The sequence below is a fragment of the Curtobacterium sp. MCPF17_046 genome (assembly GCF_003224295.1).
Classification (GTDB): Bacteria; Actinomycetota; Actinomycetes; order Actinomycetales; family Microbacteriaceae; genus Curtobacterium.
In genome coordinates this window covers 33,260-59,713 of the sequence record NZ_QKLB01000011.1, presented here as the reverse complement: position 1 = coordinate 59,713, position 26,454 = coordinate 33,260, and the positions used below count along the sequence as shown (strand labels likewise).

Here is a 26,454-nt window from a genome sequence, read left to right as displayed (position 1 = left end):
AGGCCGAGCCGTCAGTGCTGCCGATCCTATTCGTCCCGGCCGACAGTGAACCTGTGCCGCATCTCAGGATCGCGCCCCGGGCCTCCCGGCCGAGCCGTCCGGGCCGTCCCTGCCGGTCGTCCGGGAGGCCGGCGGCCCGGAGACCGCGGCAGTGCGCCTGGCGCTCAGGAGGTGCAGCGCTCGAGCCCGGCCGTGCTCCGGCCCGCCGCGATCGTCTCGAGGTCGGTGACCGCCTGGTCGAGGGTCGAGACCGCGTACACATCGAGGCCGTCCGGGACGTGTCCGACCACCTCGTCGCAGTTCGCCTTCGGGGCGAGGAACACCGTGGCGCCCGCCGACTCGGCGCCGTGGAGCTTCTGCCGGATGCCGCCGATCGGTCCGACCGCGCCACCGGCGGTGATCGTGCCGGTCCCCGCGACGTGCTCGCCGCCGTTCAACGCGCCGGGCGTGATCTCGTCGATGATCCCGAGCGCGAACATCATGCCCGCCGAGGGCCCGCCCACGTCCTGCAGCGCGATGTCGACGTCGAAGGGGAAGTCGTAGTGCTCGACCACGCCGACGCCGAGCAGCGCGGTGCCCTGCTCGGTCCGCGGGGTGACCGAGAGCTCCCGCGTCGCCCCGTCCCGCTCGACGGTGATCGTCGCCGGTGCGCTCGTGCCGTGCTCCGCGACGAGCTGCCGGAGGGTCGACGCGTCGGAGTTCGTGGTGAGGGACGTGCCGTCGAACGCCGTGATGACGTCCCCCTCACGGACCACGCCGTCGGCCGGGGAGCCCTGCTGCACGGTGCCCACCTCGAGTTCGCTCGGGACCTCGAACCCCTCCTGCACGAGGGCCGCGGCGACGGAGGACTGCTGGGAGTTCGTCATGTCCGCGGCGTCCTGCTCGTTCACCTGCTCGGTCGTCCGTCCGGGCGGGTAGATCGCGCTGGCGGGCACCACCGCCTCGGACTCCGAGAAGAGGGCGCGGATGACGCTCGTCCACGGCGGCCGTTCGGTCGCCGTGCCCTGCACACTGACCGTGAGCATGTCGAGCGCGCCCGACGTCGGGTAGGTGCGGTGCCCGTCGATCTGGATGAGTTCGACGTCCTTCGCGTCCTTGCCGGTCCCCTGCCGCTGCGTGCCGATCGTGTTGAACACCGGGCCGGGCATCTCGATGAGGTACGGGCTCGGCAGCAGGCTCGCGACGACCGCCAGGACGAGGGCGCCGACGACGAAGGCCCAGCCGACCGTCCGTGAGCGCGAGCGACGACGGGGGGCGGGGGCGAAGAGGGTCACACGGGTCCTTCCGGAGGCTGTTCGCCCACGGCGCAGCCGGACGGGCGGTTGCCCGGGCCGGTCCCAGGCACGGCCTCACGGGCAGCGGTTAGCGTAGTCGGCATGCCTGATCAACCGCAGCCGGGGCCGGACGACGACTTCCGGGAGATGCTCCGCAAGCTCCTGTCCGGCGAGGGCCAGATCGACCCGTCGCAGCTCGCCGGAGCCGCCGGCCTGCCGAACGACCCGACCTTCGTCGCGAACCTCATGAGCCAGCTCCAGCGGGCCGCGCAGGACGGCGGCGACGGCATCGACTTCACCGTGACGGCCGAACGCGCCGCCACGATCGCCCGCGAGGGCGAGCAGCCGCTCGACCCCGCCACCGCGCAGGCAGCGGCGCAGGCCTTCCAGGTCGCGGCGCTCTGGCTCGACGAGGTGACCACCGTCGCGGAACTCACCTCGACACCGAGCGTCTACACGCGCGAGCAGTGGGCGAAGGCGACCGCACCCGTGTGGTCGCAGATCGCCGAGCCCGTGGCGTCGAGCATCGCGACCGCCCTCACCGAGGCGATCGACCAGCGCGCGCCCGAGGAGCTCAAGCTCATGCTCGGCGACGTCTCGAAGGCCATGCGCGGGGTCGGCGGTGCGCTCTTCGCGATCCAGCTCGGCCAGGTCGTCGGGCAGCTCGCCAAGGAGGTCGTCTCCGGCGGCGACGTCGGCGTCCCGCTCCTCGACGAGCAGGTCGCCGCGCTCGTGCCGCAGAACGTCGCCGAGTTCGCCGAGGGCCTGGACGTCCCGGCCGACGAGGTGCGCATCTACCTCGCCGTCCGCGAGCTCGCCCACGCCCGACTGTTCCGCTCGGCACGCTGGCTGCGGCTGCACATCATCTCGTCGATCACGGAGTACGCCAAGGGCGTGCACATCCCGTTCGACCGGGTCGAGGAGTCCCTGTCGGGCATCGACCCGACCGACCAGGAGCAGCTGCGGGACGCGCTGGCCTCCGGGGCGCTCATCCCGCCGCGGACCCCGGAGCAGGACGCTGCCCTCGCCCGACTCGAGACGATGCTCGCGCTCGTCGAGGGATGGGTCGACACCGTCACGGCCGCCGCGACCGCCCGTCTCCCCCGCTCCGGCGCGATCGCGGAGATGGTGCGACGTCGTCGCGCCGCAGGAGGCCCGGCCGAGTCCGCCTTCGCGACGCTGGTCGGTCTCGAACTCCGCCCGCGCCGACTCCGTGAAGCGGCCGCGATGTGGCAGCGGGTCACCGACGAACTCGGTGCCGGCGAGCGCGACGCGCTCTGGGCCGCGTTCGACCTGGTGCCCGGTTCGGACGACATCGACGCGCCGGAGTCCCTGGTCGCCCGGCTCCGCGACCCGTCGCAGACGCCGGAGGACGACGCGTTCGACCGAGCGCTCGAGGACCTGCTCAACGACACCACCGCCGACCGTCCGCACGAGGACGAGGACGGCGGCATCGAGGACTCCGGCATCGAGGACTCCGGCGACGGCCCGACGGCCGGGCCCGCCGACGGCGACCCGCAGGGCGGACCGCGGCACTAGTAACCCTGTCGGGACGGGAGGCGCGACCCGCCTTGCGTCCCGACCGTCCGGCCCGCCTCGTCTTGTCCACAGATCGGCGTCCGGACTGCCCCGTCGGCGGTGCCTGCGCCAGCGTGGACGCATGGGCATCCGCATCGACCCGACGCTCGAGTTCATCTGGCGCGATCCGTGCACGGTCCAGCTCGGGGTCGACCCGCCGCGCGCGCTGGTCACCGTCCCGACGACGGCCGAGGAGCGCTTCCTCTGCGCGCTCCGGAGCGAGACCGGACGGGACGCGATGGCCGGGGTCGCCCGGAGCGTCGGGTGCCCACCCGCCGTCGCGGCCCGGTTGCTCGGGGACGCCGCTCCGGCCCTGGTCGACCTGGGCGCGGAGCCGGCTGCCCGGGTCGAGGTGTCCGGTGCCGGGCCGCTCGCGCAGGAGCTCGACCGGATGCTCACCGGTGACGGCGTGACCGTCGTGCGGACGTCGGTGCCGCGCGGTGGTCCGGTCCCCGAGCCCGACCCGCCGCCGACGCTCGCCGTCCTGGTCGCCGACCACGTGACCGACCCGACGGTCCGGGCCGCCTGGTGTCGCCGGTCGGTCCCGCACCTGCCGGTGGTGGTGGGCGACGGACGCGTCCGCGTCGGGCCGTTCCTGGTCCCGGGAGCCGGGCCGTGCCTCCAGTGCGTGGAACTCGAGCGCACCGACGCGGACCCCGCCTGGCCGGCGATCGCCGCGCAGGTCTGGGGCCGTCCCGTGGCCGCACTGTCGCCCTACCGGGCTGCGACGGTCGCCACGACGGTGACCCGGCTGGTCCTCGAGCGGCTCCCCCTGGTGACCCAGTACCCGGACGCGCAGCAGCTCCTGGTGGACCGGACGGACCTGTCGGTCACGGTGCGGCGGGTCGCTCCGCATCCGCGGTGTGCGTGCCGAGGGCTGCCAGGAACCGACTCGCCACCCGGGCCCCACCCCGTGTGGACCCCTGACCGGACCACGTCAGCGTCAGGGAACGACGAGCACGGGTGATGCCGACGTAGAAGAGCCGACGTTCCTCGTCGACGCCGTCGTCGGTCGTCGCGTACGAGATCGGCAGCAGCCCCTCGGCGACGCCCGCGAGCACGACGTGCGGCCACTCCAGGCCCTTCGACGAGTGCAGCGTCGCGAGCGTGACGGCGTCGAGTTCCGGCTCGTGGTGGGTCGCGGCACGGTCCACCAGGTCGGCCGTGAACTGCTGCATGGTCGTCCCGGCCGGCGCGGACTCGGCGAGCTGCATGATCGCCTGCAGGGCCTCCCACTGCTCACGCACGGCACCGGTGCCCTCCGGCGGGGTGCGCGTCCACCCGCTGATCTGCAGCACGAGCTCCACCCGGCGCAGCAGCTCGTCGTCGGTCTGCCGGACCGCCTCGCCGCGCATGTGGTGCACGGCGAGCTTCACCTCCGGGCGGTCGAAGAAGCGCTTCCCGCCCTGCACCCGGTACGGGATCCCGCTGCGGGCGAGCGCCGACTCGATCGCCGCGGACTGCGCGCCGACGCGGTACAGGACGGCGCACTCGCCGTACGCCGCCCCGCCGTCCACGAGCTCGGTGATGCGGCGGGCGATCGTCGCGGCCTCGTCCCCGTCGTGCGCGCAGGCGAGCACCGTCGGCTCCGGACCAGGGGCGGTCTCCTGCGCGACGAGGTCGAGCGCCCCCGGCTGCCCGCGCATGAGTGCGTTCGCCGCGTGCACGACCTCTGGGGTGGAGCGGTAGTTCCGTTCGAGCCGGAGCACGGACGCGCGCGGGAACTCCGAGCCGAACCCGAGCAGGTAGCGGCTGGACGCGCCGGTGAACGAGTAGATCGTCTGGCTGGCGTCACCGACCACGCACAGGTCGTCCCGACCGCCGAGCCACGCGCGGAGCAGGTCGTGCTGCACGGGCGAGACGTCCTGGTACTCGTCCACCACGAAGAACCGGTACTGCTGGCGCACGTAGGACGCCACCCGGGGCTCGGACTCCACCATGCCGAGGGTCGCGAGCAGCACGTCCTCGAAGTCCATCTGCCGACGGTCGTCCTTGAGCCGCTCGTACGCGCGCATGAGGTCGACCACGCGGGACGGCGAGGTGTCGCGTGGCATCGTCCGCTCGGTCGCGGCGGACTCGTACTCGTCGTACGTGAGCCGCCGCACCTTGCGCCACTCGACCTCGCCGGCCAGGTCGCGGAGCGTCGGGGTGTCGACCCGCAGGCCGATGGTGTCCGCGGCGTGCGCGATCATCCGGCCCTTGGACTCGACGAGCCCGGGGGCGTGCCCGCCGACCGTGTCCGGCCAGAAGTACCCGAGCTGGGACATCGCCGCGGCGTGGAACGTCCGGGCCTGGACGGCTCCGGCGCCGAGTGCGCGCAACCGCGAGCGCAGCTCTCCCGCCGCCCGGGTGGTGAAGGTCAGCGCGAGGACGTGGTTCGGCGAGTACGTGCCGGTCGCGACCCCGTAGGCGATGCGGTGCGTGATCGCGCGGGTCTTGCCGGTCCCCGCGCCCGCCAGCACGGCCACCGGACCGAGGAGCGTCCGTGCGACCGTCCGCTGCTCGGCGTCGAGTGCGGCGAGCAGCGCGTCGGGGGTCGGGGTCGACGGCTCGCCAGCGCCGGGTGCGTCCGTCACGGCAGGTCGAGCGGCCCGCCGTACCACTCCTCGATGATCACGCGGGCGATCGAGGTCCGGCCGGGCAGCAGGATCGTGTCCCCGGCCTGTTCGCGGATCTCGTCGCGGGAGAACCAGCGGACGTCGAGGATCTCGACCCCGTCCGGCCGGGCGGCGGAGGGGTCGCCGTCGACGGCACGTGCGCGGAACCCGACCATGAGCGACGCCGGGAACGGCCACGGCTGCGAGCCGAGGTACTCCGGTTCCTCGATGGTGACGCCCGCTTCCTCGAAGACCTCACGCCGGACGGCGTCCTCGAGCGACTCCCCCGGCTCGACGAACCCGGCGAGCAGCGAGTACCGGTTCGCGTCCCAGGCGGCGTTCGAGCCGAGCAGGATGCGGTCCTCGCCGTCGGTGATGCCGACGATGATCGCCGCGTCGGTCCGCGGGAAGTGCTGGTGCCCCTCGGGGTCGCGGCGGACCCACCCGCCCGAGGTCGACTCGGTCGCCGAGCCGGTCCGCGGCGAGAAGCCGTGCACCGCGTGCCAGTTCGCCATCGCGACCGCTTCGACCGCGAGGCCCTGGTCCCGGGCGGACAGCTCGGTGCCGAACATGCGCAGGTTCTCCCACGCCGCAGTGTCCGGTTCGATGGCGGCTGCAGCGTCGTCGTCGACGAGCGCCGCGACGAAGCGGGTGCCGGCCGGAGCGTCGGCGGCGTCGGCGACCGCGCGTCCGAGGTAGAGCAGCGTCGCGTCCTCGGGTACCTGTCCGGCGTCGACGAAGCGGAGCGCGCCGTCGCCGCCCCGGAGCATCGCGCCGGCGTGGACGGGCAGGAACCGCGTCGCCGGGTCGTCCCGCAGCACGCGGTCGAGGTCGGGGGTGGCGCGGTACTCGGCATCGCGGTCGAGCTCGTTGCGGGCGAGCGGCAGCCGGGCGGCGAACTCCACGGTCACGCGGATCTCCTCGTGGTCGACACGTCCCGGGTCAGCGTGGCGCGCACCGATCAGGTGTGCCGCGGACCTACCCTGATGGGCATGGCGGGATCGCAGTTCACTCTAGCCGCGTTGGCGACGACGGCCGTGCCCGGGCTCGTCCTGACCGGGACGCGCACGCTCGGCTCGGTGGCCGCCGGTGACTACGAGTCGGCGGTCGTCCGTGACGCGGAGGGCCACAGCTCGGCGATCCGCCGGCCCCGGAACCAGCGCGCCGAGGCCCGCCAGTCCGCCGACCTGGTGGCAATCCGCGCGCTCAGCGCCGGGATCCGCACGCGCCTCCCGTTCGCCGTCCCGGAGTACCGCGGACAGGCGCCGATCGGGTCGACCCGCGCCATCCTCACCACGTTCGTCGAGGGCGAGCACCCCGCGCTCCGTGACCTGACGGAACGTCCGGAGCTGGCGACCAGCGTCGGCCGCGCGGTCGCCGCGCTCCACGTCCTGCCCACGAGCTTCGTGACGGACGCCGGCCTGCCGTCCCTGACGCCCTTCGAGGTGCTCCGCTCCGCGGTCTCCGTGATGGACCGGGCCGTCGCGACGAAGCTCGTGCCGGCCGCGCTCCAGGAGCGCTGGGAGGGTGCCGCGCGCGACCAGCAGCTCTGGCAGTTCACGCCGACCGTCGTCCACGGCTCGCTCGGCGTCGACTCGCTGCTCGTGCAGGGCGACGAGGTCACGGGCGTGCTCGGCTGGGGCGAACTCCGCCTCGGCGACCCGGCGAAGGACCTGGCCTGGGTGCTCGCCGGCCGCCGCGAGGCGTTCGACACGGTCCTCAGCGCCTACACCGCCGGCGGTGGCGGTCGGGACCGGCAGCTCGGGCAACGCGCCCGCGTGCACCACGAGCTCGAGACCGCCCAGTGGCTGCTGCACGGCGTGCAGGTGAAGAGCACCGAGGTCGTCGACGACGCGGTCGCGATGATGCACCGCCTGGCCGAGGCCGTCCACGCACCGTCGGCCGCACCGCTGCAGGCGGTGTCGCCGGAGACGATGGAGATCGGCGAGGTCGAGCAGCTGCTCTCCTCCACCGAGCGCCGGCACGGCTGATCCGGCCTGGAGGCGCGGCTCGCCTCAGCCGATCGCGTCCCGCCAGGCGCGTTCCAGCCCGGCACGGTCGAGCAGCGACGTCGGTCGGACCTCGAGGTCGTCCGCCACGAAGTAGAACACCGCGTCGACGTCCTCGATCGGCCGGCCGGTGAACTCGGCGTACGCGACCCGGTACAGCGCGAGCTGCACCTGCCGGCGTTCCAGGTCCTCGGCACCGGTCGGGGCCTTGCCGGTCTTCCAGTCGACCACCTCGATCCGCCCGTCGATCTCGTAGACGGCGTCGAGCTTGCACACGACGCTGTGCCCGAGGAACGGGATGTGGATCTCGCGTTCGACCTCGAGGGGCGTCAGACCCGCCCAGCGTGACCGGGCGAAGGCCTCCTGGAAGTCGGCCAGCCGTCGGGCGTCGTCGTCCGTGACGGCGAGGTCACCGTCGGTGGCGGGAGCGGTCTCCCCGACGTCGAGGTCGAGTTCGCCGGCCCAGGCGTCGAGCCCGCCGTCCCACCCGCCGAGCGGCGCCGCGGCGCCACCGCCACGGGCACGCTGTTCGACCCACTGGTGGAACAGGGTGCCGAGGCGGGTGGCCCGGTACGGCCGCTCGGGCATCGGACGGCGCAGCCGTTCGGCGACGCGGTCCGGCTCGCCGAGGTAGTCCTTGAAACCGGACGCCGGGACGCGGTGCGGGACGACCACCGCGTGCGCGGCCGACCGGGCCGCCCGGCGTTCCGCGAGCAGCAGGTCGATGTCGGCGGCGTGGCGACCGGCGGCGCCGGGGTTCGCGTTGCGCACGCGCTCCGCGGCGGCGAGCACCCGCGGACCGCGGGAGCCGAACGGCACGTGTGGCCAGGTCTGCGTCGCTCCCTGGTCGCCGAGCGGGTTCGACTCGTGCGCGGTGCCCTCCGGGATCCGGTCGGCGGGGAGTACCCCGGCGTCGACGAGGTCGAGCAGGTACCGGCTCGGGGCCGTCGGCTTCACCCCGGTCGACCACGAGGACCCGGTGACGAGCAGCTCGTGCTTCGCGCGGGTCAGCGCCACGTAGGTCAGGCGGCGTTCCTCGTCCTCGTTCCGCGCCCGGACCTCGTCCTTGAAGGCGTCGATCGCCGTGACGACGTCCTTCTGGGTCTCCTGCCCGCGCCAGGCCAGACGGGGCAGTTCCTCGGCGTCGCCGCGGAACTCGTACGGCAACCGGCCGAACCCGAGCCACCCCGTCGACCCCTCCTGGGGCCGGGCGGGCAGGGCGCCCTCGACCATCCGCGGCACGGCGACCGCGTCCCACTCCAGGCCCTTCGAGCCGTGGATCGTCAGGATCTGGACGGTCCCGCCCTCGGGTTCCTCCGACCGCGGCCCCATGTCGTCGCGGCGGGCTGCGGCGTCGATCCAGCCGAGGAAGGCGCCGAGGTCGGCACGATCGTCGGTCTGCACGAAGCCGCTCAGTTCGTCGACGAAGGCGTCGAGGTACGCCGACCCGCCCTGCTCGTGCGCGGCGACCTCGATGTCCAGCCGCATCTCCTGCACCACGAGCGTGACGAAGTCGACCAGGTCCCCGCCAGCACGGGAGCGCAGCGTGGCGAGCTGGGCGCCGAGCGCGCGCATCCGCTCGCGGCCGGCCGGGCTGATGTCGGCGAGGGCGGAGTGGTCGTCGGGCGCGGTCGTGACGAAGTCGAGCGCGTCGACCACGGAGCCCTGCTCCCCCGCGGCGACGGACGTCCGGAAGGCCGCGGTGACGTCGTCGTCGAGGCGCTTGTGCGTGTGGTCGCGGCCGAACAACCAGCGCGCGAGACCGTGCAGCGCGACGATGTCCGCCGCGCCGACCCGCCACCGGGCACCGGCGAGCAGGCGGATGAGGTCGTTGCCCGCCGCCGGGTCGTGCAGCACGCGGAGGCAGGCCACCAGGTCGACGATCTCCGGCCGCTGCAGCAGCCCACCCGTCCCGAGCACGTGGTACGGCACCCCGCGGGCGGCCAGCGCTGCGGTGAACGCCGCCAGGTCCTTCCGGGCGCGCAGCAGGAGCGCCATCGAGCCGTCCGGGTTCCGCCCGCGGTGGTCCGCGAACCACGCGGCGACGGCGTCCGCCTCGTCGGGCAGGGTCTCCGGGAAGGCGACCGCCACCGTGCCGCGGTCCGCTCCCGGTCGCGGTGCGAGCTGCTCCACCCGGACGTCGGACGCGGCGGAGAGCGGGGAGACGACCGCGTTCGCCGCGGCGAGCACGTCGACGGGGTTCCGCCAACTCGTCGACAGGGCGTAGGTGACGACGGGGTCGGCGGCGGGCGCGCCGAAGTCCGCCGGGAACCGGGCGAGGTTCGCGGCACTCGCTCCGCGGAAGCCGTAGATGGACTGGTGCGGGTCCCCGACCGCCATCACCGGGTGGTCCCGGAACAGCCGCGCGAGGAAGCGCGTCTGCACGACCGAGGTGTCCTGGTACTCGTCGAGCAGCACCACCGCGAAGCGGGCTCGGAGGTCGGCGGCCACCCGCGGGGCGGCGTCGGCCGCGGCGAGCGCCAGGGCGATCTGGTCGGAGAACTCGACGAAGCCGCGGTCGACCTTCTGCCGACGGAACTCCTCCACCAGGTCGGCCAGGGGTTCGAGCGACCCGATCGCGGCGACGGCGTCGGTGACGGCCTTGTAGGGCGTGCCCCTGGTCGAGCCGGGCAGTTCCAGGAGCTCCCCGAAGTCGATCGCGAACCGACGGAGGTCCGCCGGGTCCACGAGGTGCTCGGACGCGGCCCCGGCGAGCGCCACCACGGCCGCGGTGACGGTGTCGACGTTGCGGTCGAGCCCGGCCAGGCGGTCGTCCCGTGCGGCGACGACGACCCGACGGGCGAGCTGCCAGGCGGACGGCTCGGTGAGCACCTGTGACTCGCCGTCCCGGCCGACGAGCAGGGCGTTCTCGCGGAAGACGGCGTTGGCGAAGGCGTTGTAGGTCGACACCGTGGGCGCGAGGAAGGCGTCGCCGGCAGCGATGAGCCCGGCGTCCTCGAGCGCGGCGATCCGGTCGTTGATGCGCACGCCGAGCTCGCCCGCGGCCTTGCGGGTGAAGGTCAGGCCGAGCACCTGGTCCGGCTGCACGAACCCGTTCGCGAGCAGCCAGACGACACGGGAGGCCATCGTCTCGGTCTTCCCGCTGCCGGCACCGGCGACGACGAGGGCCGGCGCGAGCGGTGACTCGATCACGGCCCGCTGCTGCTCGGTGGGTCGGGGCTTCCCGAGGGCGTCCGCGATCGCGTCGGCACCGACCCGCGGTGTCAGCGGGACGGCTCCGTCGGGCACGCGGTGCTCGGGTCCGGGTACAGGGACGGCGGGGTCCGACCCGGTCCGACCGGTCCCGGCGCCGTCCACCGCTGTCGGCGCCTCGTCCGCGCTCACCAGGTCACCTCGCCGACGACGTGGATCCGGCACTCGGTGCCCGTGCGGGCGCGGTCACAGTGCTCGTCGACCGCCGCCAGGAACGTCCGTCCCGCCATGCCGCGCGCGACGCCGTGCAACCGCTCGCGGTACGCCTCGCGCGCTTCCGGGTCGAGCGCGCGCTGGGTCCGTTCCGAGTACGCGTGCGCGCCCTTCGGGTTCTGCACGAAGACGAGCCGGGCGTCGGTGGTCTCCGCTCCGACCGGGACGCCCTCGACCGCGCCGTCGGCGACCGCGAGCTGGTAGGCGGCGAGCTGTGGATGGGCCGGCATGTCGTTCTTCTCGCTCGGCATCGACCGCCCGGTCTTCAGGTCGACGATGCTGATCCGGCCGTCGGGGTCGACCTCGATCCGGTCGATGCTCCCCCGCACCCGGGCCGGGCCGGTCACCAGGGCGAAGGAGGACTCGGCCCCGAGCAGTCGTCGCCCGGCGCTGGCGGTGGTCCGGAGGTAGTCGCTGAGCCCCTCGATCATCCGTCGGGTCCTCGCGCGCTCACGGTCCGCGATCCACGGCGACTCGAACGTCAGCTCGTCCCACCGGCCCTCGACCCGCTGCCACAGTGACTCGACGTCGATCTCGGTCGCGTGCTCCATCGCCTCGTGCACGATCGTCCCGATGCCCATCGCGGGGCTCGGGGCGCCGCCGCCGAACGTCTGCGCGAACCAGTGCACGGGGCACTCCTCGAACGTGCCGATGCGGGAGGGCGACACCGACACCGTCGGCGGGACGGGCTCGTCGCCGTCCTCGGGCACGACCGGTGTGGCGTCGAGGTCGACGAGCGGCGCGTCGGTCGTCGGCTCGGCCAGGCCGTACCAGTCGTCCGGCGACGCCCCCGGCACGTCCTCGGCGGCGAGGCGCGCGAGTGCGGACGCCGCCTCGGAGTCGCCGGTCGCGACCACGCGCCGACGCAGCGAGCCGGCGAGGCCGCGCAGGGACAGCGGGTGCGCCGACGGCTGTCGGTCCGGCGGGACCGGCACGAGCCGGACGAACGGCGACGGGGACTCGTCGTCGTTCGCGACGGTCGCGATGACGACCTGCGTCGTCGCCCGGGACACGGCCCGGGCGAACAGGCGCAGCTCGTCGCCGATCACCGCCGCCCGGTCGTCCGTCGGCGAGTGCGGGACGCCGGCGGCGGCGCGGACGAGCCCGTCCGGGTCGAGCAGGCTGCCCCGCACGCGGGTGTTCGGCCAGACGCCGTCCTGGAGGCCCGTCACCACCACGACGTCGCACTCCAGTCCGACGGTGGCCGAGGGGGTCAGCACCCGGACCCGCCCGGCGGTCCGGTCCGGTCCGATGGAGTCCTCGGGCAGGTCGGCACCGAGGAGGTCGTCGACGAAGACGCGCGCCGGGGCGTCCGGCGTCCGCTCGACGAACCGCTTGGCGGCCGTGAAGAGCCCGACCACGGCGTCGAGGTGCCGGTCGGCCTCGGCCGCTCCGACACCTCCGGCGACCGACTGGGCACGCCAGGTGCCCGCGAGACCGCTGCGCTCCCACAGCCCCCAGAGGACCTCCTCGATGCTCGCCCCGGTCTCGGCGTCGTGCCGCGCGGCCGCGAAGCTCCTCGCCAGCCGTGCGGCACGGCGGGCGAAGGGCGCGTCGATCGTCGCGAGTCGCTCCGGGGCACCGAGTGCGTCGACCAGGAGCTCGTCGGACGTGCGGGTCCCGCCGCCCGCCAGCTCCTCGCGCCGGAGCGCCAGCCGCAACCGTCGCATCGCCAGGGTGTCGAGTCCGCCGAGCGGTCCGGTCGCGAACGCGGTCGCGAGCTGGGCGTCGAGCGGCACCACACCGAGGGCGACGGCGGCCGCGTCGACGAGCGCCCGGGACGCGGTCTCGTCCCGGGGTCGGGTGGGCGCGGCACCCGCGGTCGCCGGCACCTCGGCCACCGAGAGCGCCCGGACGAGTTCCGGGATCGCCGCCCCGCTGCGGGTGACGACGACCATCCGGTGCCACGGCACACCGTCGAGCAGCCGGTGTTCGCGGAGGCGCCTCGCCACCGCGGCGACCATCGCGGACCGGCTCGGGGCCTCCAGGTGCAGGACGGCGTCGGAGCGGCCACGGGCCTCCCGGGCGACGGCGGAGCGCTGTCGGCCCGCGGCGGCGGTACCGATGCGGCCGGTGACGCCGGTCACCAGCGCCCGGACCGGTCCGGCGTGCCGGTGCACCGTGCCGAGCACGATCTCCCGGACGCCGGTGACGCCGAGGCGCGGACCGAGGCGGCCGAGCACGTCCGGCTCCGCGCCGCGGAAGGCCGAGGCGGCGATGTCCGGGTCGCCGAACGCGACGACCTGCACGCCGGAACGGGCCAGGGCACCGAGCAGGGCGATCTCGCCCTCGACGAGTTCCTGCACGTCGTCGACGACGACGAGACGCAGCGCGGCCACCGCGGGCGGGAGGTCCCCCCGCAGCACGGCCGCGGTCGCGAACGCCACGAGCTCTGCCGCGTCCAGCGCGGTCGTCCGGAACGCGGTCACGGTGGCGCGGTACTCGTCGACGAGGTCCCCGACGGCACGCCACTCGGGGTGCCCGGTCTCGTCCCCGAGCTCCCGCATGTCGTCGGGTTCGATGCCGGCCGCGACCGCACGCATCATGAGGTCACGCAGCGCCGTGCGGAAGCCCGCCCGCTCGCGGACCACCGCGGTGATCGGTGCCGGCCAGTCCGGTCCGCCGCCGTCGAGCTCGTGTCCGGCGAGCAGGTCGGCGAGGATGCGGTCCTGCTCGCCGCCGGTCAGCAGGGTGGGAGCGTCCTGGCCCTGCACGGTCGCCGCGTGCGCCACGACCTGGAAGGCCAGGGAGTTGACGGTCCGGGCGAGCGCGCCCGGTGTGACCCGGTCGACCGCAGCGGCGAGCCGGTCCCGGAGCGCCGTGGCCGCCATGCGGGCCGAGGTGAGCGCGAGCACGGTGGCGTGCCCAGCGGCGTCGACGGCACCGGGTCTGGCGATCCGGTCGGCCACGAGCCGCGTCAGTGTGCTCGTCTTGCCCGTTCCCGGCGCGCCGAACACCGCGGCGTGCTCGCCGTCCGGCAGGGCCAGGACCGCCTGCTGCGCAGGGTCCTCGACGAGCGCACGCGACACCGAGTTGAGGTCCGGCGCGGGCGTCAGGGTGGTCGGTGGCACGCACGTACGGTACCCAGCGCTGCCGACATCGCGCGCCACCCGCGCCGGATGCGGGGACCGGGTGCGGGACCGGGTGTGCGCCCGCGGCGAACGCTCCGGGCAGCCCGGGGGCGCTCGACTACGCTGACCTCGTGGACATCAAGATCGGCATCATCAACAGCCCGCGTGAGATCGGTTTCGAGACGGCCCAGACCGCCGACGAGATCGAGACCGCCGTGTCCGAGGCCCTCGCGGCCAAGGCCACGCACCTGTCCCTCAAGGACGACAAGGGCCGCCGGTTCATCGTGCCGGTCGCGTCGCTCGCGTACGTCGAGGTGGGCTCCGAGGAGTCTCGCCGCATCGGCTTCGTCGCCTGACCCTCCCGGGCGTGGAGCTCCTCTTCGCCGTCCTCGGCGGGATCCTGCTCGGGGCCGTCGCCCACGTGGTCGTGCCGCTGCGCACGACCCGTGGCGTGCTCGTCGGACCGGCCGTCGGTGGCATCGCCGCGGCGGTCCTCTGGGAGGTCCTGACCTGGGCCGGATGGCCGTACGACGGCACCTGGATCTGGGTCGTCGCGCTGCTCGGGGCCGCCGCGGTCGCCCTCGTGGTCCAGGTGGTGCTCGGCCGCCGTCGGACCGCTGCCGACGAAGCGCACTACGAGCGTCTGGTCAAGCAGGGCGCCTGAGCCCGTCCGGCTGCTCGCCGTGGCGCTGCTCACCGTGATCGGCGGACCGTTGCTCGCTCTCGTCGACGCGCGGGGGTCCAGCCAGCAGGCCGATCAGGCCGTGAGGCCGAGCGCGTCCATCCGCCGGGTGTGCGCCGCGATCAGTTCGGTCCACACCGGCTCGAGCCGCTCCTGGTCCTCGCGGGCGTGCGAGGCGAGCGCCGACCGCGCCACGAGGAGCGTGTCCCCGACCAGGCGGCGCCCCCACATCGCGAGACGGGACGCCACGACCGGGTCCTCGTCGATGCGTGCCGTGAGCTCCTCGACCACGGCCGGTTCCTCCCGGGCGTCGAACACGGTGCGCAGGCGCTGCCGGACGTCGATCGGGAGCGACCGGAGCAGGTTCGCGAACAGGTCGTTGAGGATGCCGGCGGTCACGTACCCGGTGAGCATCGACTCGTACCAGTCGGCACCGTTCGTCCGCTCGAGGAACCGGTCGATCGCCTCGCGGTGCGGCGCCATCAGGTCGGCCGGCTCCTGCCCGCCCCGCTCGATCTCCGCGACGATGGCACGGTGCCGCTCGAGTGCGGTGGTCGCGAGCACGCCCGTGACCAGCCGGCCGGAGAGCGTCGGGGCACCGGCTCCGGCGCGGCCCATCGTCTCGTACAGCGACAGCTGGAGGTAGGCGGCCTGGCCGAGGTACACGTCGAGCTCGGGGCTGACGTCGTCGAGCCGGAGACGCTCGACGGCACCGCCGCGCGGGTTCCGCGACGCGAGCCAGGCCGCGGCGAGCTGCGCAGCGCGCTTCCGGTTCCACCACGACACCACACGACCAGCATACGGGTCGGCTCGTCCTCGTCCGGCACGTCGGTAGACTGGGCGGGACTCCTCCCCACGAACAGGGTGAACTTCTTGACTTTCTCAGAACTCCAGATCGAGCAGGACATCGTCGATGCGCTCGCGAGCAAGGGCATCATCGAGCCCTTCCCGATCCAGCAGCAGACGATCCCGCTCGCCCTGACCGGCCAGGACATCATCGGTCAGGCCAAGACCGGCACCGGCAAGACCTTCGGGTTCGGCCTGCCACTGATCCAGCGCATCGGCGCCGACCCCGGGCCGGGGGTGAAGGCGCTCGTCGTCGTCCCCACCCGCGAACTCGCCGTGCAGGTGAGCGAGGACCTCGAGTCCGCGATGGTCAACCGCCCCACGAAGCTCGTGTCGATCTACGGCGGCAAGGCGTACGAGGGCCAGGTCGAGCAGCTCAAGGCCGGCGCCCAGATCGTCGTCGGCACGCCCGGTCGACTCATCGACCTGCACCGGCAGCGTCTCCTCGACCTGTCGCACGTGCAGGAGATCGTCCTCGACGAGGCCGACCGCATGCTCGACCTCGGCTTCCTGTCCGACATCGAGCGGATCTTCCAGGCGGTCCCGGCCGTCCGGCACACGATGCTCTTCTCGGCCACGATGCCCGCCCCGATCGTCGCCCTCGCACGCCGCTTCATGTCGCGTCCGGTGCACATCCGCGCGACGGACCCCGACGAGGGTCTGATGCAGGCGAACATCAAGCACGTCATCTACCGCGCGCACTCCCTGGACAAGGACGAGGTCATCGCCCGTATCCTCCAGGCCGAGGGCCGCGGCAAGACCGTCATCTTCACGCGGACCAAGCGCGCCGCCGCCCGCATCGTCGAGGAGCTGAAGGACCGCGGGTTCAACGCCGCCGCCGTCCACGGTGACCTCAACCAGGAGCAGCGCGAGCGCGCGATGGCCGCCTTCAAGGCCGGCAAGCGCGACGTCCTCATCGCCACCGACGTCGCCGCCCGTGGCATCGACGTCGACGACGTCACGCACGTGATCAACCACACGATCCCGGACGACCCGGACACGTACCTGCACCGCGCCGGTCGCACCGGCCGTGCCGGCAAGACGGGCATCGCGGTCACGTTCGTGGACTGGGACGACCTGCACAAGTGGACGCTCATCGACAAGGCGCTCGAGTTCGGCATCCCCGAGCCCGTCGAGACGTACTCGTCGTCGCCGCACCTCTTCACCGACCTCGACATCCCGGCCGGCACGAAGGGTCGCCTGCCCGGCACCTCGCCGCGCGCAGCGACCGCCGGAAGCGAGAAGCCGGCGTCCGGAGGTCGCTCGGGTTCCGCCTCCGGCAGCGCCGGCGGTTCGCGGTCACGCAGCCGCACCCGGTCGTCGGGCTCCGAGGAGTCCGGCTCGCGCCGCACCTCGGCAGACCGACCGGAGCGTTCCGCTCCCGTAGCGGAAGCCACTGCCCCGAGCGGTGCGTCCGCCCCCGCCTCCCCCGCGGGTGACGAGACCGCCGACGGCGCCCAGAAGCGCCGTCGCCGCCGCCGACGTCGTGGCGGCACCGGCTCGTCCGAGGCGACCGCCTCGGCACCGCAGGGTTCCACGGACGGCGAGTAGCGCCTCCAGGCCGAAGGCCCCGTCACGAGCGTGACGGGGCCTTCGTCGTCCCCGGGTCCGGGACGCAGCCCGGCGCCGACGCCGCACCGGCCGCCCCCGCTCCACGAGGACGGGAGGCCCGAGCCTGGTCCGACGGACCGGCCGACGGTCAGGACAGGCGGGATCCGGGCCCGACGACGGGCGCACTGCCGGTCGCCTGGTCGACGATCGCGTCGAAGGAGCGTCGGGCCGTGCGGTGCTCGCCGAGTCGGTTCGGCTTGCCCTCGCCGTGGTAGTCGCTCGAACCCGTGACGAACAGGCCGTACCGACCGGTCCAGTCCAGGAGCGTCCGCTTGCCGTCCGCGCTGTTCTCGCGGTGGTCGACCTCGAGTCCGCCGAGGCCCGCGTCGACGAGCTCGCGGAGCATCGGCTCGTCGATCACGATCCCCCGCGATGACGCAGCCGGGTGCGCGATGACGGGCACACCGCCGGCGGCACGGATGAGCTCGACGCCACGGAGCGGGGTCGGGGCGTCGTGCGGCTGGTAGTAGCCGGAGGAGGGGTGCAGGATGCCGCGGAACGCTGCGCTGCGATCGGGCTCCAGGCCGAGTCGGACCAGGGCGTCGGCGATGTGCGGACGTCCGATCGTCGCCCCCTCGCTCGACTCCGCCAGGACGTCGTCCCAGGTGACCGGGTGGTCGCGGCCGATGGCGTCGACCATGCTGCGGGCACGGGTGAGGCGGCCGTCACGGATCGCGGTGGTCTCGGCCGCGAGTCCGGGATCCGCCGGGTCCACCAGGTAGCCGAGCACGTGCACGCTCCGCCATCCGATGCGCGTACTGAGCTCGAGCCCGGGCACCAGGGTCATCGGCAGCTGCCGGACCGCCTCGGCGGCCTCGTGCCACCCGGCCGTGGTGTCGTGGTCGGTCAGGGCGACACCGTCGAGTCCGCTCGCCGCCGCCGCGCGGACGAGGTCGGCCGGGCGCTCGGTGCCGTCGGAGACGCTCGAGTGAGCGTGCAGGTCGATGAACGGATCAGGCACGCGGCAATGCTACCGACACGTCGACGGCCGGTCGGACGCCGTTCACAGCCCCTCCCCGCGCGCCGTTCCTCGCGCTGCGCTCGCACCACCGCACGGCTGCGACCCCGTAGCGGGTCCCTGCGGTTCCGGACTGCGCTGCCGGACCCCGCTCGGTGCAGCGGTGCGATGATGGGGACATGGCCGACACCACTCCCCGCGCGACGAGCAACCGCTCCACCACCCCCGGCTCGTCCGTCTTCAAGGACCACATCGCTGCGAACTGGGCCGAGCGTGAGCGCCCGCTGCCGGCCCCGCGCGAGCAGTCCGCCTTCGCCGCCGCGCGTCGCGCCCGGCTCTCCGGACTGCACCCCGGTCGGACGATCGTGGTGCCCGCCGGCCAGGCGAAGGTCCGCTCGAACGACTGTGACTACCCGTTCCGCCCGCACTCGACGTTCGCCCACCTGACCGGCTGGGGCACCGACACCGTCGTCGGCTCCGTGCTCGTCCTGACGCCGAACGGCGACGGCCACGACGCCACCCTGTACTTCCGCGCCACGGCCGGCCGTGACTCCGAGGAGTTCTACGCGAACCCGGAGATCGGCGAGTTCTGGGTCGGACCGCGCCCCTCCCTGGCCGAGGTCGCCGCGGACCTCGGTGTCGCCACGGCGGACCTCGGTGCGCTCGACGCCGCACTCGCCGGGCTCGACGCCTCCGTACTCGTGGTCCGCGACGCCGACCCCGGGTTCACCCGCGCACTCGACGAGCGCCTCGGCACCACGGTCGGAGGCGCGCCGGAGCAGGACGGTGCGCCCGCGACGGACGACGTCCTGTCCCGCGACCTGTCCGAACTCCGCCTCGTGAAGGACGCCTACGAGGTACACGAGCTGCGCAAGGCCGTCGACGCGACCCGCCACGGCTTCGACGACGTCATCGCGGACTTCGACGCCGTGCTCGCACACCCCCGCGGCGAGCGCATCGTCGAGGGCACGTTCAACCGTCGCGCCCGTGCCGACGGCAACACGGTCGGCTACGACACCATCGCCGCCGCGGGCCACCACGCCTGCATCCTGCACTGGACCCGGAACGACGGTGCCGTACAGCCCGGCGACCTGATCCTCATCGACGCCGGGGTCGAGGTCGACTCGTTCTACACGGCGGACATCACCCGTACCCTGCCGGTCAGCGGCACGTTCTCACCCGTGCAGCGCATGGTGTACGAGGCCGTGCTCGAGGCCGCCGACGCCGCGTTCGCGATCGTGGAGCCGGGCATCACGTTCCGGCAGGTGCACGCGACCGCGATGGAGGTCATCGCGCGCAAGACCGCCGAGTGGGGCTTCCTGCCGGTCTCCGCCGAGGAGTCCCTGCAGCCGGACAACCAGTTCCACCGCCGCTACATGGTGCACGGCACGAGCCACCACCTCGGCCTCGACGTGCACGACTGCGCGAAGGCCCGCCGGGAGATGTACCTGGACGGCATCGTGCAGCCCGGCATGGTGTTCACGATCGAGCCCGGCCTGTACTTCCAGCAGGACGACCTGACCGTCCCGGAGGAGTTCCGTGGGATCGGTGTCCGGATCGAGGACGACATCCTGGTGACCGAGGACGGCGCCGAGAACCTGTCGGTGCACATCCCCCGGACCCCCTCGGAAGTGGAGGGGTGGATCGCGAGGTCCGCGCGCTAGCCTGGGCCTCGTGAGCGCTGAAGCCCCCTCGGGCACCTTCCTGATCGACGTCGAGCACTTCGACTCGCCCGACGCCCAGCGGCTGCGAGCGGCCCAGCGCATCGAGATCGACAGCACGTACGGGGCGGACACCGAGCCGGGCCCCAAGCCGACGGCCGACTCGATCGCGGTGTTCTTCGTGGCGCGCGACGAGGCGGGCACCCCGGTCGGGTGCGGCGGGCTGCGACTGGTCGACGACGGCATCGCGGAGGTCAAGCGCATGTACGTCCGGACCGAGTCCCGCGGCTCCGGCGTCGCCGCGTTGATCCTGCGTCGGCTGGAGGAAGCGGCGCTCGACCTCGGCTCACCGGCGCTCGTCCTCGAGACCGGTACGGAGCAGAAGGGCGCCATCCGGTTCTACGAGCGCGAGGGCTTCCGACGGATCGCGAACTTCGGACCGTACGTCGGCGCAGCCCGGTCGGTCTGCTTCTCGAAGATCCTCTGAGCCCACACGCTCCGCCGACACGGCGAGCGAGGCCGCACCAGTCCGCCGAGCCCGACCCGCCAGCCGGGTCGGACCAGCCCGCCGGGTCGGACCAGCCCGCCAGGCCGGACCAGCCCGCCAGTCCGGACCAGCCCGCGGGCCGCGCCCAGCGGCCGCGCCCAGCGGGCCGCGCCCAGCGGGCCGCGACCGCTCATGCGCGACACCGGACACGACGACGGGCTCCCGGTCGGTGCAGCACCGGCCAGGAGCCCGTCGTCGTCCGCTCACTCCCGACGGTGGCACCGTCCGGAGCGGGACCGCTCACGCGCGGCTGTCGTCGTCCTCGCGCCGGTTCGTGTCGTCCGCGGCGCCGTCCGTGTCCGACGGCGCCGGGGCCTGCTCGCCGTACCGCGGGCCGTCGCTCGTGCCGTAGCTGCGGGTCGCCGCTGACGGACGCTGCGTCTGGTCAGCGGTCGCGTCGGCGTCCGGCGTGCGGGCAGCGCCCTCGTTCGTGCCGTACCGCGGTGCGGTGGAGCGCTGGCCGGCCCCGGGGGCAGGGTCACCGGTCGGCGCCGTCCGGGCACCGCCGTCGTTCGTGCCGTACCGCGGCCCGTCGTTCGTGCCGTACCGCGGCCCGGCCTGCGCCTGTCCGCGGGTGTCGTCCGGCCGCGATGACCCGTCCCCGCCCTGCTGCTGAGCCGAGTCGCCGGGCCGAGCCGGGCCGCCGGACTGCGCCGGGCCTCCCGGCTGGTGCGGGGTGGCGTGCCCACCGTAGGGCGAGCCCTGCGGCGCACCGCCCGGGCGCCACTGCTGCTGGCTCGGCTGGCCGTACTGGCCCGGCTGGCCGGCGCCCGGCTGACCGTACTGCGGCGGCTGGCCCGCGCCCGCGCCCCCGCCCGGCTGACCGTACGGTCCCGGCTGACCGTACTGTCCCGGCTGACCTGCGCCCGGCTGGCCCGCACCGTACTGCCCCGGCTGACCGTACTGCCCCTGCTGCGGCGGCACCCCACCGGGCCCCGGACGCCACTGCTGCTGTCCCGGGCGCTGCCCGAGCTGGTCCTGCCCCTTCTGCCCGGGTCCCGGCTGTCCGCCGTACCCGCCGGCGTTCGGCTGGTCCCACGACGTGTGCTGGATCGCACCGCCCTGGCCGAGGATCCGCTGCGCCTGACCGGACAGCTGCGGGTCGACGACGATCTGGTACGTGGTGGCGAGCACCTGGTGGATGCTCGTGAAGTCCCGCTGTCGCTTGGTGATCGCGAACGAGACGATGCCGTAGAGCATGCCGAACCCGGCACCGATGACGGCGGCGGGGAGGAAGAGCCCGCCGGCCTGCGGCGAGAAGAGCGTCAGCACGATGCCGAAGAAGAACCCGAGCCAGAGCCCGGACAGTGCGCCCGCGAGTGCTGCTCGTCCGTAGGTCATCTTGCCGGTCACGCGCTCGACGGTCTTGAGGTCGTTGCCGACGATGGACAGCTTCGCGACCGGGAAGTCCGACTCCGCGAGCTTCGCGACCACGCGCTGTGCTTCGGGGTAGCTGTCGTAGGTGCCGAGGACGTCACCGCGCGGCAGGGTGGGGAACGCCTGTGCCGTGCGGCCGCCGAAGGGGCTCTGAGTACTCACCCAGTCATCATCCACCGGAGTCCTTGCGATCACACGAGAACCACCAGGGAAGGGGCGGCGAGCACGCCCGGGCGAGCGACTACGCTGGACGGGTGAGCGCCTCGAAGGTCTTCGTCGCCCGCCTCGCCGGGTGCTCCGTCTTCGACCCCGCGGGCGACCGTGTCGGCAGGGTGCGTGACGTCCTCGTCGTGTACCGCCGCGTCGACGCCCCACAGGTCGTCGGGTTGATCGTCGAGGTCCCCGGCAAGCGCCGCATCTTCGTCAGCATCGGCCGGATCACCTCGATCGGCGCCGGGCAGGTCATCACGACCGGGCTCGTCAACATGCGCCGCTTCGAGCAGCGCGGTGGTGAGGTCCGGGTGATCGCGGAGATCCTCGGCCGCAAGGTCCTCATCAAGAAGGAGCAGATCCGGGCGACGATCGAGGACGTGGCGATCGAGGACCACGGGCAGGGCGACTGGTCGATCGCGCAGCTCTTCCTCCGCAAGCCGAAGACCACGCCGTCGCCGTTCGGCAAGGGCCCGACGACGTTCGCGACCTGGAACGAGGTCACCGAGGACGAGCTCCCCGGCGAGTCCCAGTCCGCCGAGCACGTCATCGCCGCCTACTCCGACCTGGTGCCCGCCGACCTGGCGTCGACCCTGCTCGACCTGCCGTCCGAGCGCCGCTTCGAGGTGGCCGAGGAGCTGCCGGACAACCGCCTCGCGGACGTGCTCGAGGAGATGCCGGACCAGGAGCGGATCGAGATCCTGTCCGCGCTCCGGGACGCCCGTGCCGCCGACGTCCTCGACCAGATGCAGCCGGACGACGCGGCGGACCTCCTCGCCCAGCTGCCCGACGAGCGCAGCGAAGCCCTCCTCGAGCTCATGGAGCCGGAGGAGGCGCAGGACGTCCGCATGCTGCTCGAGTACGAGCCGGACACCGCCGGTGGTCTCATGACGACCGAGCCGGTGATCCTGTCCGCGGACTCGACCGTGGCCGAGGGCCTGGCCCTGGTCCGTCGGCACGAGCTCGCCCCGGTGCTCGGCGCCGCGGTGTGCGTCACGCTCCCGCCGTACGAGCCGCCGACCGGACGGTTCCTCGGGCTCGTGCACTTCCAGCGCATGCTCCGGTACCCGCCGAACGAACGCCTCGGCACCCTCATCGACCAGCAGACCGAGCCGGTGGAGGTCGACGCGAGCGCGGCCGAGGTCACACGGGTGATGGCGACCTACAACCTCCTGTCCGTCCCCGTGGTCGACGACGCCCACCGACTCGTCGGGGTGGTGACCATCGACGACGTCCTCGACCACGTCCTCCCGGACGACTGGCGGAGTCAGGACGCGGCCGACGCCAACCCCGGCGCCGCGTCGCGACCACGGACCCGCACCCGCCGCACGGCGATCCCCTCGGGAAGGAGGACGAATCGTGGCACGCCCAGATGAGAACCGCCGGGAGCGGCCCGAGGAACGCCTCGACTCCCCGAAGGGCATGCGCACGCGTGTGCTGCCCACCCGCCGACGCGGACGCGGCGACGCGTTCGGTCGCGCCACCGAGGGCATCGCCCGTGCGATGGGCACGCCCTGGTTCCTGATCGGGCTGACCCTGTTCTGCGTGCTCTGGATGGGGTGGAACACGTTGTCGCCGAAGTCGTGGCAGTTCGACTCGGCGGCGATCGGCTTCACCGCGCTGACCCTGGTGCTGTCGTTGCAGGCCTCGTACGCGGCGCCGCTCATCCTGCTCGCGCAGAACCGGCAGGACGACCGGGACCGCGTGCAGTTCGAGCAGGACCGGCAGCGGGCGGAGCGCAACCTCGCGGACACCGAGTACCTCGCCCGCGAGGTCGTCGCCCTCCGCCTGGCGATGCGGGACATGGCGTCGAAGGACTTCATCCGTGCCGAGCTCCGCTCCCTGCTCGAGGAGCTGGACCGCCGCGACGGCGACCCCGAGGACCTCGACGACCTGGACGACCGCGGCCACGAGCGTTCGGTGACGCGTGGCTGACGGCGCCACCGCGCAGGACCAGCTCGGCGCCGCGGTCCTCGCTGCGCTCGGCCGTGTCCTCGACCCCGAGATCCGCCGGCCCGTCACCGAGCTCGACATGATCCGGGGCGTCGACGTCCAGCCGGGAGGCTCGGTGCGCGTCGACCTGCAGCTCACGATCGTCGGGTGCCCGGCCGCCGACACCATCGAGCGGGACGTCCGCGCCGCCGCCGGTTCCGTGGCGGGGGTCGCGGCGGTCGACGTCGACGTGTCCGTGATGGACCCCGCCGTGCGTCGCGCCCTCACGGAGCGGCTGCGCGAGGGTCGTCCCCAGGGCGTCCAGTTCACCCCGGACTCGTTGACCCGCGTCATCGCGGTGACGAGCGGCAAGGGCGGCGTCGGCAAGTCCACCGTGACGGCGAACCTGGCGGCGGCGCTCGCGCGTCGGGGGCAGCGGGTCGGCATCGTCGACGTCGACGTGCACGGCTTCAGCATCCCGGGGCTCATGGGGCTCACCGACGAGCACGGCGTCGCCCCGCGGCCGACCCGCGTCGACAGCATGATCCTGCCGCCGGTCGCCCACGAGGTGAAGGTCGTCTCGATCGGGATGTTCGTCGACGACGTCTCGACCGCGGTCTCCTGGCGCGGGCCGATGCTGCACCGGACAGTGAACCAGTTCCTGTCCGACGTGTGGTTCGGCGACCTCGACGTGCTCCTGCTCGACATGCCGCCCGGCACCGGCGACGTGGCGATCTCCGTCGGCCAGCTGCTCCCCCACGCCGAGGTGCTCGTCGTGACCACCCCGCAGGCGGCCGCGGCGGACGTCGCCGAGCGGAGCGGGATCGTTGCGCGGCAGACCGGGCAGAAGGTCATCGGCGTCGTCGAGAACATGGCGGGGCTCGTGCAGCCCGACGGCAGCGTGCTGCACCTGTTCGGCGAGGGCGGCGGCGACGAGACCGCCCGACGACTGTCCCGCGGTCAGGACGCCCCCGTGCCGGTGCTCGGCCGGGTCCCGCTCTCGGTGCCGCTGCGTGCCGGCGGCGATGCGGGCCTCCCGGTCGTCCTCGGTGACCCGTCGGACCCCGCGGCGGTCGCGCTCGACGCGGTGGCCGACCGGCTCACCGCGATGGGTCGGGGACTCGCCGGCCGGAAGCTCGGCCTGTCGCTGTCCTGAGCGACGACGGACGAGGTCCGGGTCAGGTCGCTTCGACGTCGAACGGCGCGGGCTCGCCCGCAGCCAGTGGCACGACCGGCGCCGGTGCCCGCACCTTCGCGGCGGTGACGGTCGCCGCCGTCGCTGTCTCGGCGCCGGACGAGGGCGAGTCGAGCAGGGCGTCCCGGATGATCCGGCGCGGGTCGTACTGACGCGGGTCGAGCTTCTGCCAGTCCACGTCGTCGAAGTCGGGGCCCATCTCCTCGCGCATCCGCTCCTTGGCGCTGTCCGCGAACCGGCGGACGGCCTTCACGAACTCGGCGAGCTTCTGGGCGTACACGGGCAGCCGCTGCGGCCCGAGCAACAGCACGGCGATGATCCCGATGATCAGGATCTTGTCGAGCTGGATGTTCACGGGAGCGAGCCTAACGCGTGGACCCGGCGAGTCACCCGTAGAGTTGACCGACGAGGAGTGTGCGTGTCAGAGAAAGACTCGAACTGGAAGTTCGCGGAGGACATCGTCTCCGAACCCGATGGTGTCGCCCGTGCGCGTGAGCACTCCCTCGAGCTCGGGGTGGAACCGGTCTCCCCGGCGATCGGTGCGCAGATGAGCGTCATCGCCGCGGCGTCCCGGGCGACGAGCATCATCGAGATCGGGACGGGTCTCGGCGTGTCCGGGCTGTACCTGCTCGCGGGCGCGCCCGATGCCACGCTGACGACGATCGACGTCGAGATCGACCACCAGCAGTACGCCCGGGACGCGTTCATCGCCGCCGGCACCGCGCCGGGTCGGGTCCGGCTCATCCCGGGTCGTGCCGCTCAGGTGCTGCCGCGCATGAACGACGCCAGCTACGACGTCGTGCTCATCGACGCGGACCCGGAGCACGTCATCGAGTACGTCGAGCACGGCCTGCGCCTGGCGAAGACCGGCGGTACCGTGCTCGTCCCGCACGCACTGTGGCGCGGCAAGGTCGCCGACCCGGTCAAGCGCGACCGGGCGACGACGGACTTCCGCCTGCTGCTCACCGAGGTCTCCACCTCCGGCGCCGTCCGCAGCGCCCTCTCCCCCGCGGGCGACGGGCTGCTGCAGATGACGAAGCTCACGGCCTGACGCGGTCGGCATCGCTCGGTCTGATCCGGTCAGTCGGGTCGGTCCGTCGGCCGAGAGGCCGCCTCACTCCAGGTGCCGCAGGTACCGTCCCGGGTCCTGCAGGGTCGTGGTACCGCGTCTCGGGCCGGGCGCCGGGGCGTTGCCGGAGGCCCGCTCAGCGGCAGGCCCGGATGCACGGAAGGCCCGGGACGTACGCGTCCCGGGCCTTCCGTGGTGGTGCGTCGACGTACTAGGCCGAGACGACCTCTGCCAGTGCGTCGTGGAGTTCCTTGGCCTCGGCGTCGTTGACCGAGACCACCAGGCGGCCTCCACCCTCGAGCGGAACCCGCACGATGATGAGTCGACCCTCCTTGACAGCCTCCATCGGCCCGTCGCCGGTCCTCGGCTTCATCGCTGCCATCAGATGTCCCCTTTCGTGCAGTACGAACA

At 73.5% G+C, this 26,454-nt stretch carries 21 protein-coding genes; 11 read left to right on the top strand and 10 right to left on the bottom strand.

The window, feature by feature from the left end; translation table 11 throughout:
* Positions 1–164: 164 nt before the first annotated feature.
* A complete protein-coding gene (locus DEJ32_RS10985; RefSeq protein ID WP_110823701.1) occupies positions 165–1,274 on the bottom strand; it encodes a PDZ domain-containing protein in 1,110 nt (369 codons plus the stop codon).
* 102 nt (positions 1,275–1,376) lie between these two features.
* Here DEJ32_RS10985 and DEJ32_RS10980 point away from each other — a divergent pair, with 102 nt between their 5' ends.
* Entirely contained in the window at positions 1,377–2,813 is a 1,437-nt protein-coding gene (locus DEJ32_RS10980) for a zinc-dependent metalloprotease (protein WP_110823700.1), read from the top strand.
* A gap of 869 nt (positions 2,814–3,682) precedes the next feature.
* Here DEJ32_RS10980 and DEJ32_RS10975 read toward each other — a convergent pair.
* Together DEJ32_RS10975 and nudC are read right to left on the bottom strand one after the other, a co-directional pair.
* Positions 3,683–5,428 (bottom strand): ATP-dependent helicase, encoded by a 1,746-nt coding sequence (locus DEJ32_RS10975; RefSeq protein ID WP_181420656.1) that lies wholly within the window; start codon positions 5,426–5,428, stop codon positions 3,683–3,685.
* On the bottom strand, positions 5,425–6,360 hold the full coding sequence (gene nudC / locus DEJ32_RS10970; protein WP_110823697.1) for an NAD(+) diphosphatase: 936 nt from the start codon (positions 6,358–6,360) through the stop codon (positions 5,425–5,427). The genes DEJ32_RS10975 and nudC overlap by 4 nt, the downstream gene beginning before the upstream one ends.
* Before the next feature lie 81 nt (positions 6,361–6,441).
* Between nudC and DEJ32_RS10965 the strand changes: the two genes are divergently transcribed.
* Complete coding sequence (locus DEJ32_RS10965; protein WP_110890474.1) at positions 6,442–7,440, top strand: phosphotransferase; 999 nt, start codon at positions 6,442–6,444, stop codon at positions 7,438–7,440.
* 24 nt (positions 7,441–7,464) lie between these two features.
* On the opposite strand, the gene DEJ32_RS10960 is transcribed toward DEJ32_RS10965, so the two are convergent.
* A complete protein-coding gene (locus DEJ32_RS10960) occupies positions 7,465–10,707 on the bottom strand; it encodes an ATP-dependent DNA helicase (protein WP_258369015.1) in 3,243 nt (1,080 codons plus the stop codon).
* Positions 10,708–10,799: 92 nt separating this feature from the next.
* Entirely contained in the window at positions 10,800–13,955 is a 3,156-nt protein-coding gene (locus tag DEJ32_RS10955) for a UrvD/REP family ATP-dependent DNA helicase (protein ID WP_181420655.1), read from the bottom strand.
* 131 nt (positions 13,956–14,086) lie between these two features.
* Between DEJ32_RS10955 and DEJ32_RS10950 the strand changes: the two genes are divergently transcribed.
* Entirely contained in the window at positions 14,087–14,311 is a 225-nt protein-coding gene (locus tag DEJ32_RS10950; RefSeq protein WP_110823695.1) for a DUF3107 domain-containing protein, read from the top strand.
* An 11-nt stretch (positions 14,312–14,322) separates the two neighbouring features.
* Positions 14,323–14,619 (top strand): hypothetical protein, encoded by a 297-nt coding sequence (locus tag DEJ32_RS10945; protein WP_110823694.1) that lies wholly within the window; start codon positions 14,323–14,325, stop codon positions 14,617–14,619.
* Positions 14,620–14,712: 93 nt separating this feature from the next.
* Here the strand turns inward: DEJ32_RS10945 and DEJ32_RS10940 are convergent, their stop codons facing one another.
* Positions 14,713–15,423 carry a ferritin-like domain-containing protein gene (locus DEJ32_RS10940; RefSeq protein WP_258365742.1) on the bottom strand — a complete coding sequence of 237 codons (711 nt, stop codon included), beginning with the start codon at positions 15,421–15,423 and terminating at the stop codon, positions 14,713–14,715.
* An 87-nt stretch (positions 15,424–15,510) separates the two neighbouring features.
* Here DEJ32_RS10940 and DEJ32_RS10935 point away from each other — a divergent pair, with 87 nt between their 5' ends.
* Positions 15,511–17,034 (top strand): DEAD/DEAH box helicase, encoded by a 1,524-nt coding sequence (locus tag DEJ32_RS10935; RefSeq protein WP_110901343.1) that lies wholly within the window; start codon positions 15,511–15,513, stop codon positions 17,032–17,034.
* A 148-nt stretch (positions 17,035–17,182) separates the two neighbouring features.
* Here DEJ32_RS10935 and DEJ32_RS10930 read toward each other — a convergent pair whose 3' ends face one another.
* Positions 17,183–18,055 (bottom strand): PHP domain-containing protein, encoded by an 873-nt coding sequence (locus tag DEJ32_RS10930; RefSeq protein ID WP_110823693.1) that lies wholly within the window; start codon positions 18,053–18,055, stop codon positions 17,183–17,185.
* Positions 18,056–18,231: 176 nt separating this feature from the next.
* Between DEJ32_RS10930 and DEJ32_RS10925 the strand changes: the two genes are divergently transcribed.
* Positions 18,232–19,716, top strand: coding sequence for an aminopeptidase P family protein (locus DEJ32_RS10925; RefSeq protein WP_110901309.1), 1,485 nt, complete (start codon positions 18,232–18,234; stop codon positions 19,714–19,716).
* 10 nt (positions 19,717–19,726) lie between these two features.
* Positions 19,727–20,200: a GNAT family N-acetyltransferase gene (locus DEJ32_RS10920; protein WP_220032820.1), complete on the top strand. Its 474-nt coding sequence runs from the start codon at positions 19,727–19,729 to the stop codon at positions 20,198–20,200.
* 300 nt (positions 20,201–20,500) lie between these two features.
* Here DEJ32_RS10920 and DEJ32_RS10915 read toward each other — a convergent pair whose 3' ends face one another.
* Positions 20,501–21,799, bottom strand: a complete 1,299-nt coding sequence (locus DEJ32_RS10915) for a general stress protein (protein WP_110901308.1) — start codon at positions 21,797–21,799, stop codon at positions 20,501–20,503.
* Positions 21,800–21,891: 92 nt separating this feature from the next.
* Here DEJ32_RS10915 and DEJ32_RS10910 point away from each other — a divergent pair, with 92 nt between their 5' ends.
* The 3 genes from DEJ32_RS10910 to DEJ32_RS10900 are packed head-to-tail and all read left to right on the top strand — an operon-like array spanning position 21,892 to position 24,935.
* Entirely contained in the window at positions 21,892–23,223 is a 1,332-nt protein-coding gene (locus DEJ32_RS10910; protein ID WP_110823690.1) for a magnesium transporter MgtE N-terminal domain-containing protein, read from the top strand.
* 46 nt (positions 23,224–23,269) lie between these two features.
* A complete protein-coding gene (locus DEJ32_RS10905) occupies positions 23,270–23,782 on the top strand; it encodes a DUF1003 domain-containing protein (protein WP_110823991.1) in 513 nt (170 codons plus the stop codon).
* A complete protein-coding gene (locus DEJ32_RS10900) occupies positions 23,775–24,935 on the top strand; it encodes an Mrp/NBP35 family ATP-binding protein (protein WP_110901307.1) in 1,161 nt (386 codons plus the stop codon). Before DEJ32_RS10905 ends, DEJ32_RS10900 begins: the two co-directional genes overlap by 8 nt.
* A gap of 22 nt (positions 24,936–24,957) precedes the next feature.
* Here the strand turns inward: DEJ32_RS10900 and DEJ32_RS10895 are convergent, their stop codons facing one another.
* Positions 24,958–25,329, bottom strand: coding sequence for a twin-arginine translocase TatA/TatE family subunit (locus DEJ32_RS10895; RefSeq protein WP_110890303.1), 372 nt, complete (start codon positions 25,327–25,329; stop codon positions 24,958–24,960).
* 63 nt (positions 25,330–25,392) lie between these two features.
* On the opposite strand from DEJ32_RS10895, the gene DEJ32_RS10890 reads away from it, so the two are divergent.
* Positions 25,393–26,025, top strand: a complete 633-nt coding sequence (locus tag DEJ32_RS10890; protein ID WP_110823687.1) for an O-methyltransferase — start codon at positions 25,393–25,395, stop codon at positions 26,023–26,025.
* A gap of 229 nt (positions 26,026–26,254) precedes the next feature.
* Here the strand turns inward: DEJ32_RS10890 and DEJ32_RS10885 are convergent, their stop codons facing one another.
* Complete coding sequence (locus DEJ32_RS10885; RefSeq protein WP_017887054.1) at positions 26,255–26,425, bottom strand: DUF3117 domain-containing protein; 171 nt, start codon at positions 26,423–26,425, stop codon at positions 26,255–26,257.
* Positions 26,426–26,454 lie beyond the last annotated feature (29 nt).

Bases quoted from the DNA above. Each gene is read 5' to 3' on its own strand.
- DEJ32_RS10980 (WP_110823700.1), top strand. From the start codon at position 1,377: ATGCCTGATCAACCGCAGCCGGGGCCGGACGACGACTTCCGGGAGATG.
- DEJ32_RS10965 (WP_110890474.1), top strand. From the start codon at position 6,442: ATGGCGGGATCGCAGTTCACTCTAGCCGCGTTGGCGACGACGGCCGTG.
- DEJ32_RS10925 (WP_110901309.1), top strand. From the start codon at position 18,232: ATGGCCGACACCACTCCCCGCGCGACGAGCAACCGCTCCACCACCCCC.
- DEJ32_RS10905 (WP_110823991.1), top strand. From the start codon at position 23,270: ATGCGCACGCGTGTGCTGCCCACCCGCCGACGCGGACGCGGCGACGCG.
- DEJ32_RS10885 (WP_017887054.1), bottom strand. From the start codon at position 26,425: ATGGCAGCGATGAAGCCGAGGACCGGCGACGGGCCGATGGAGGCTGTC.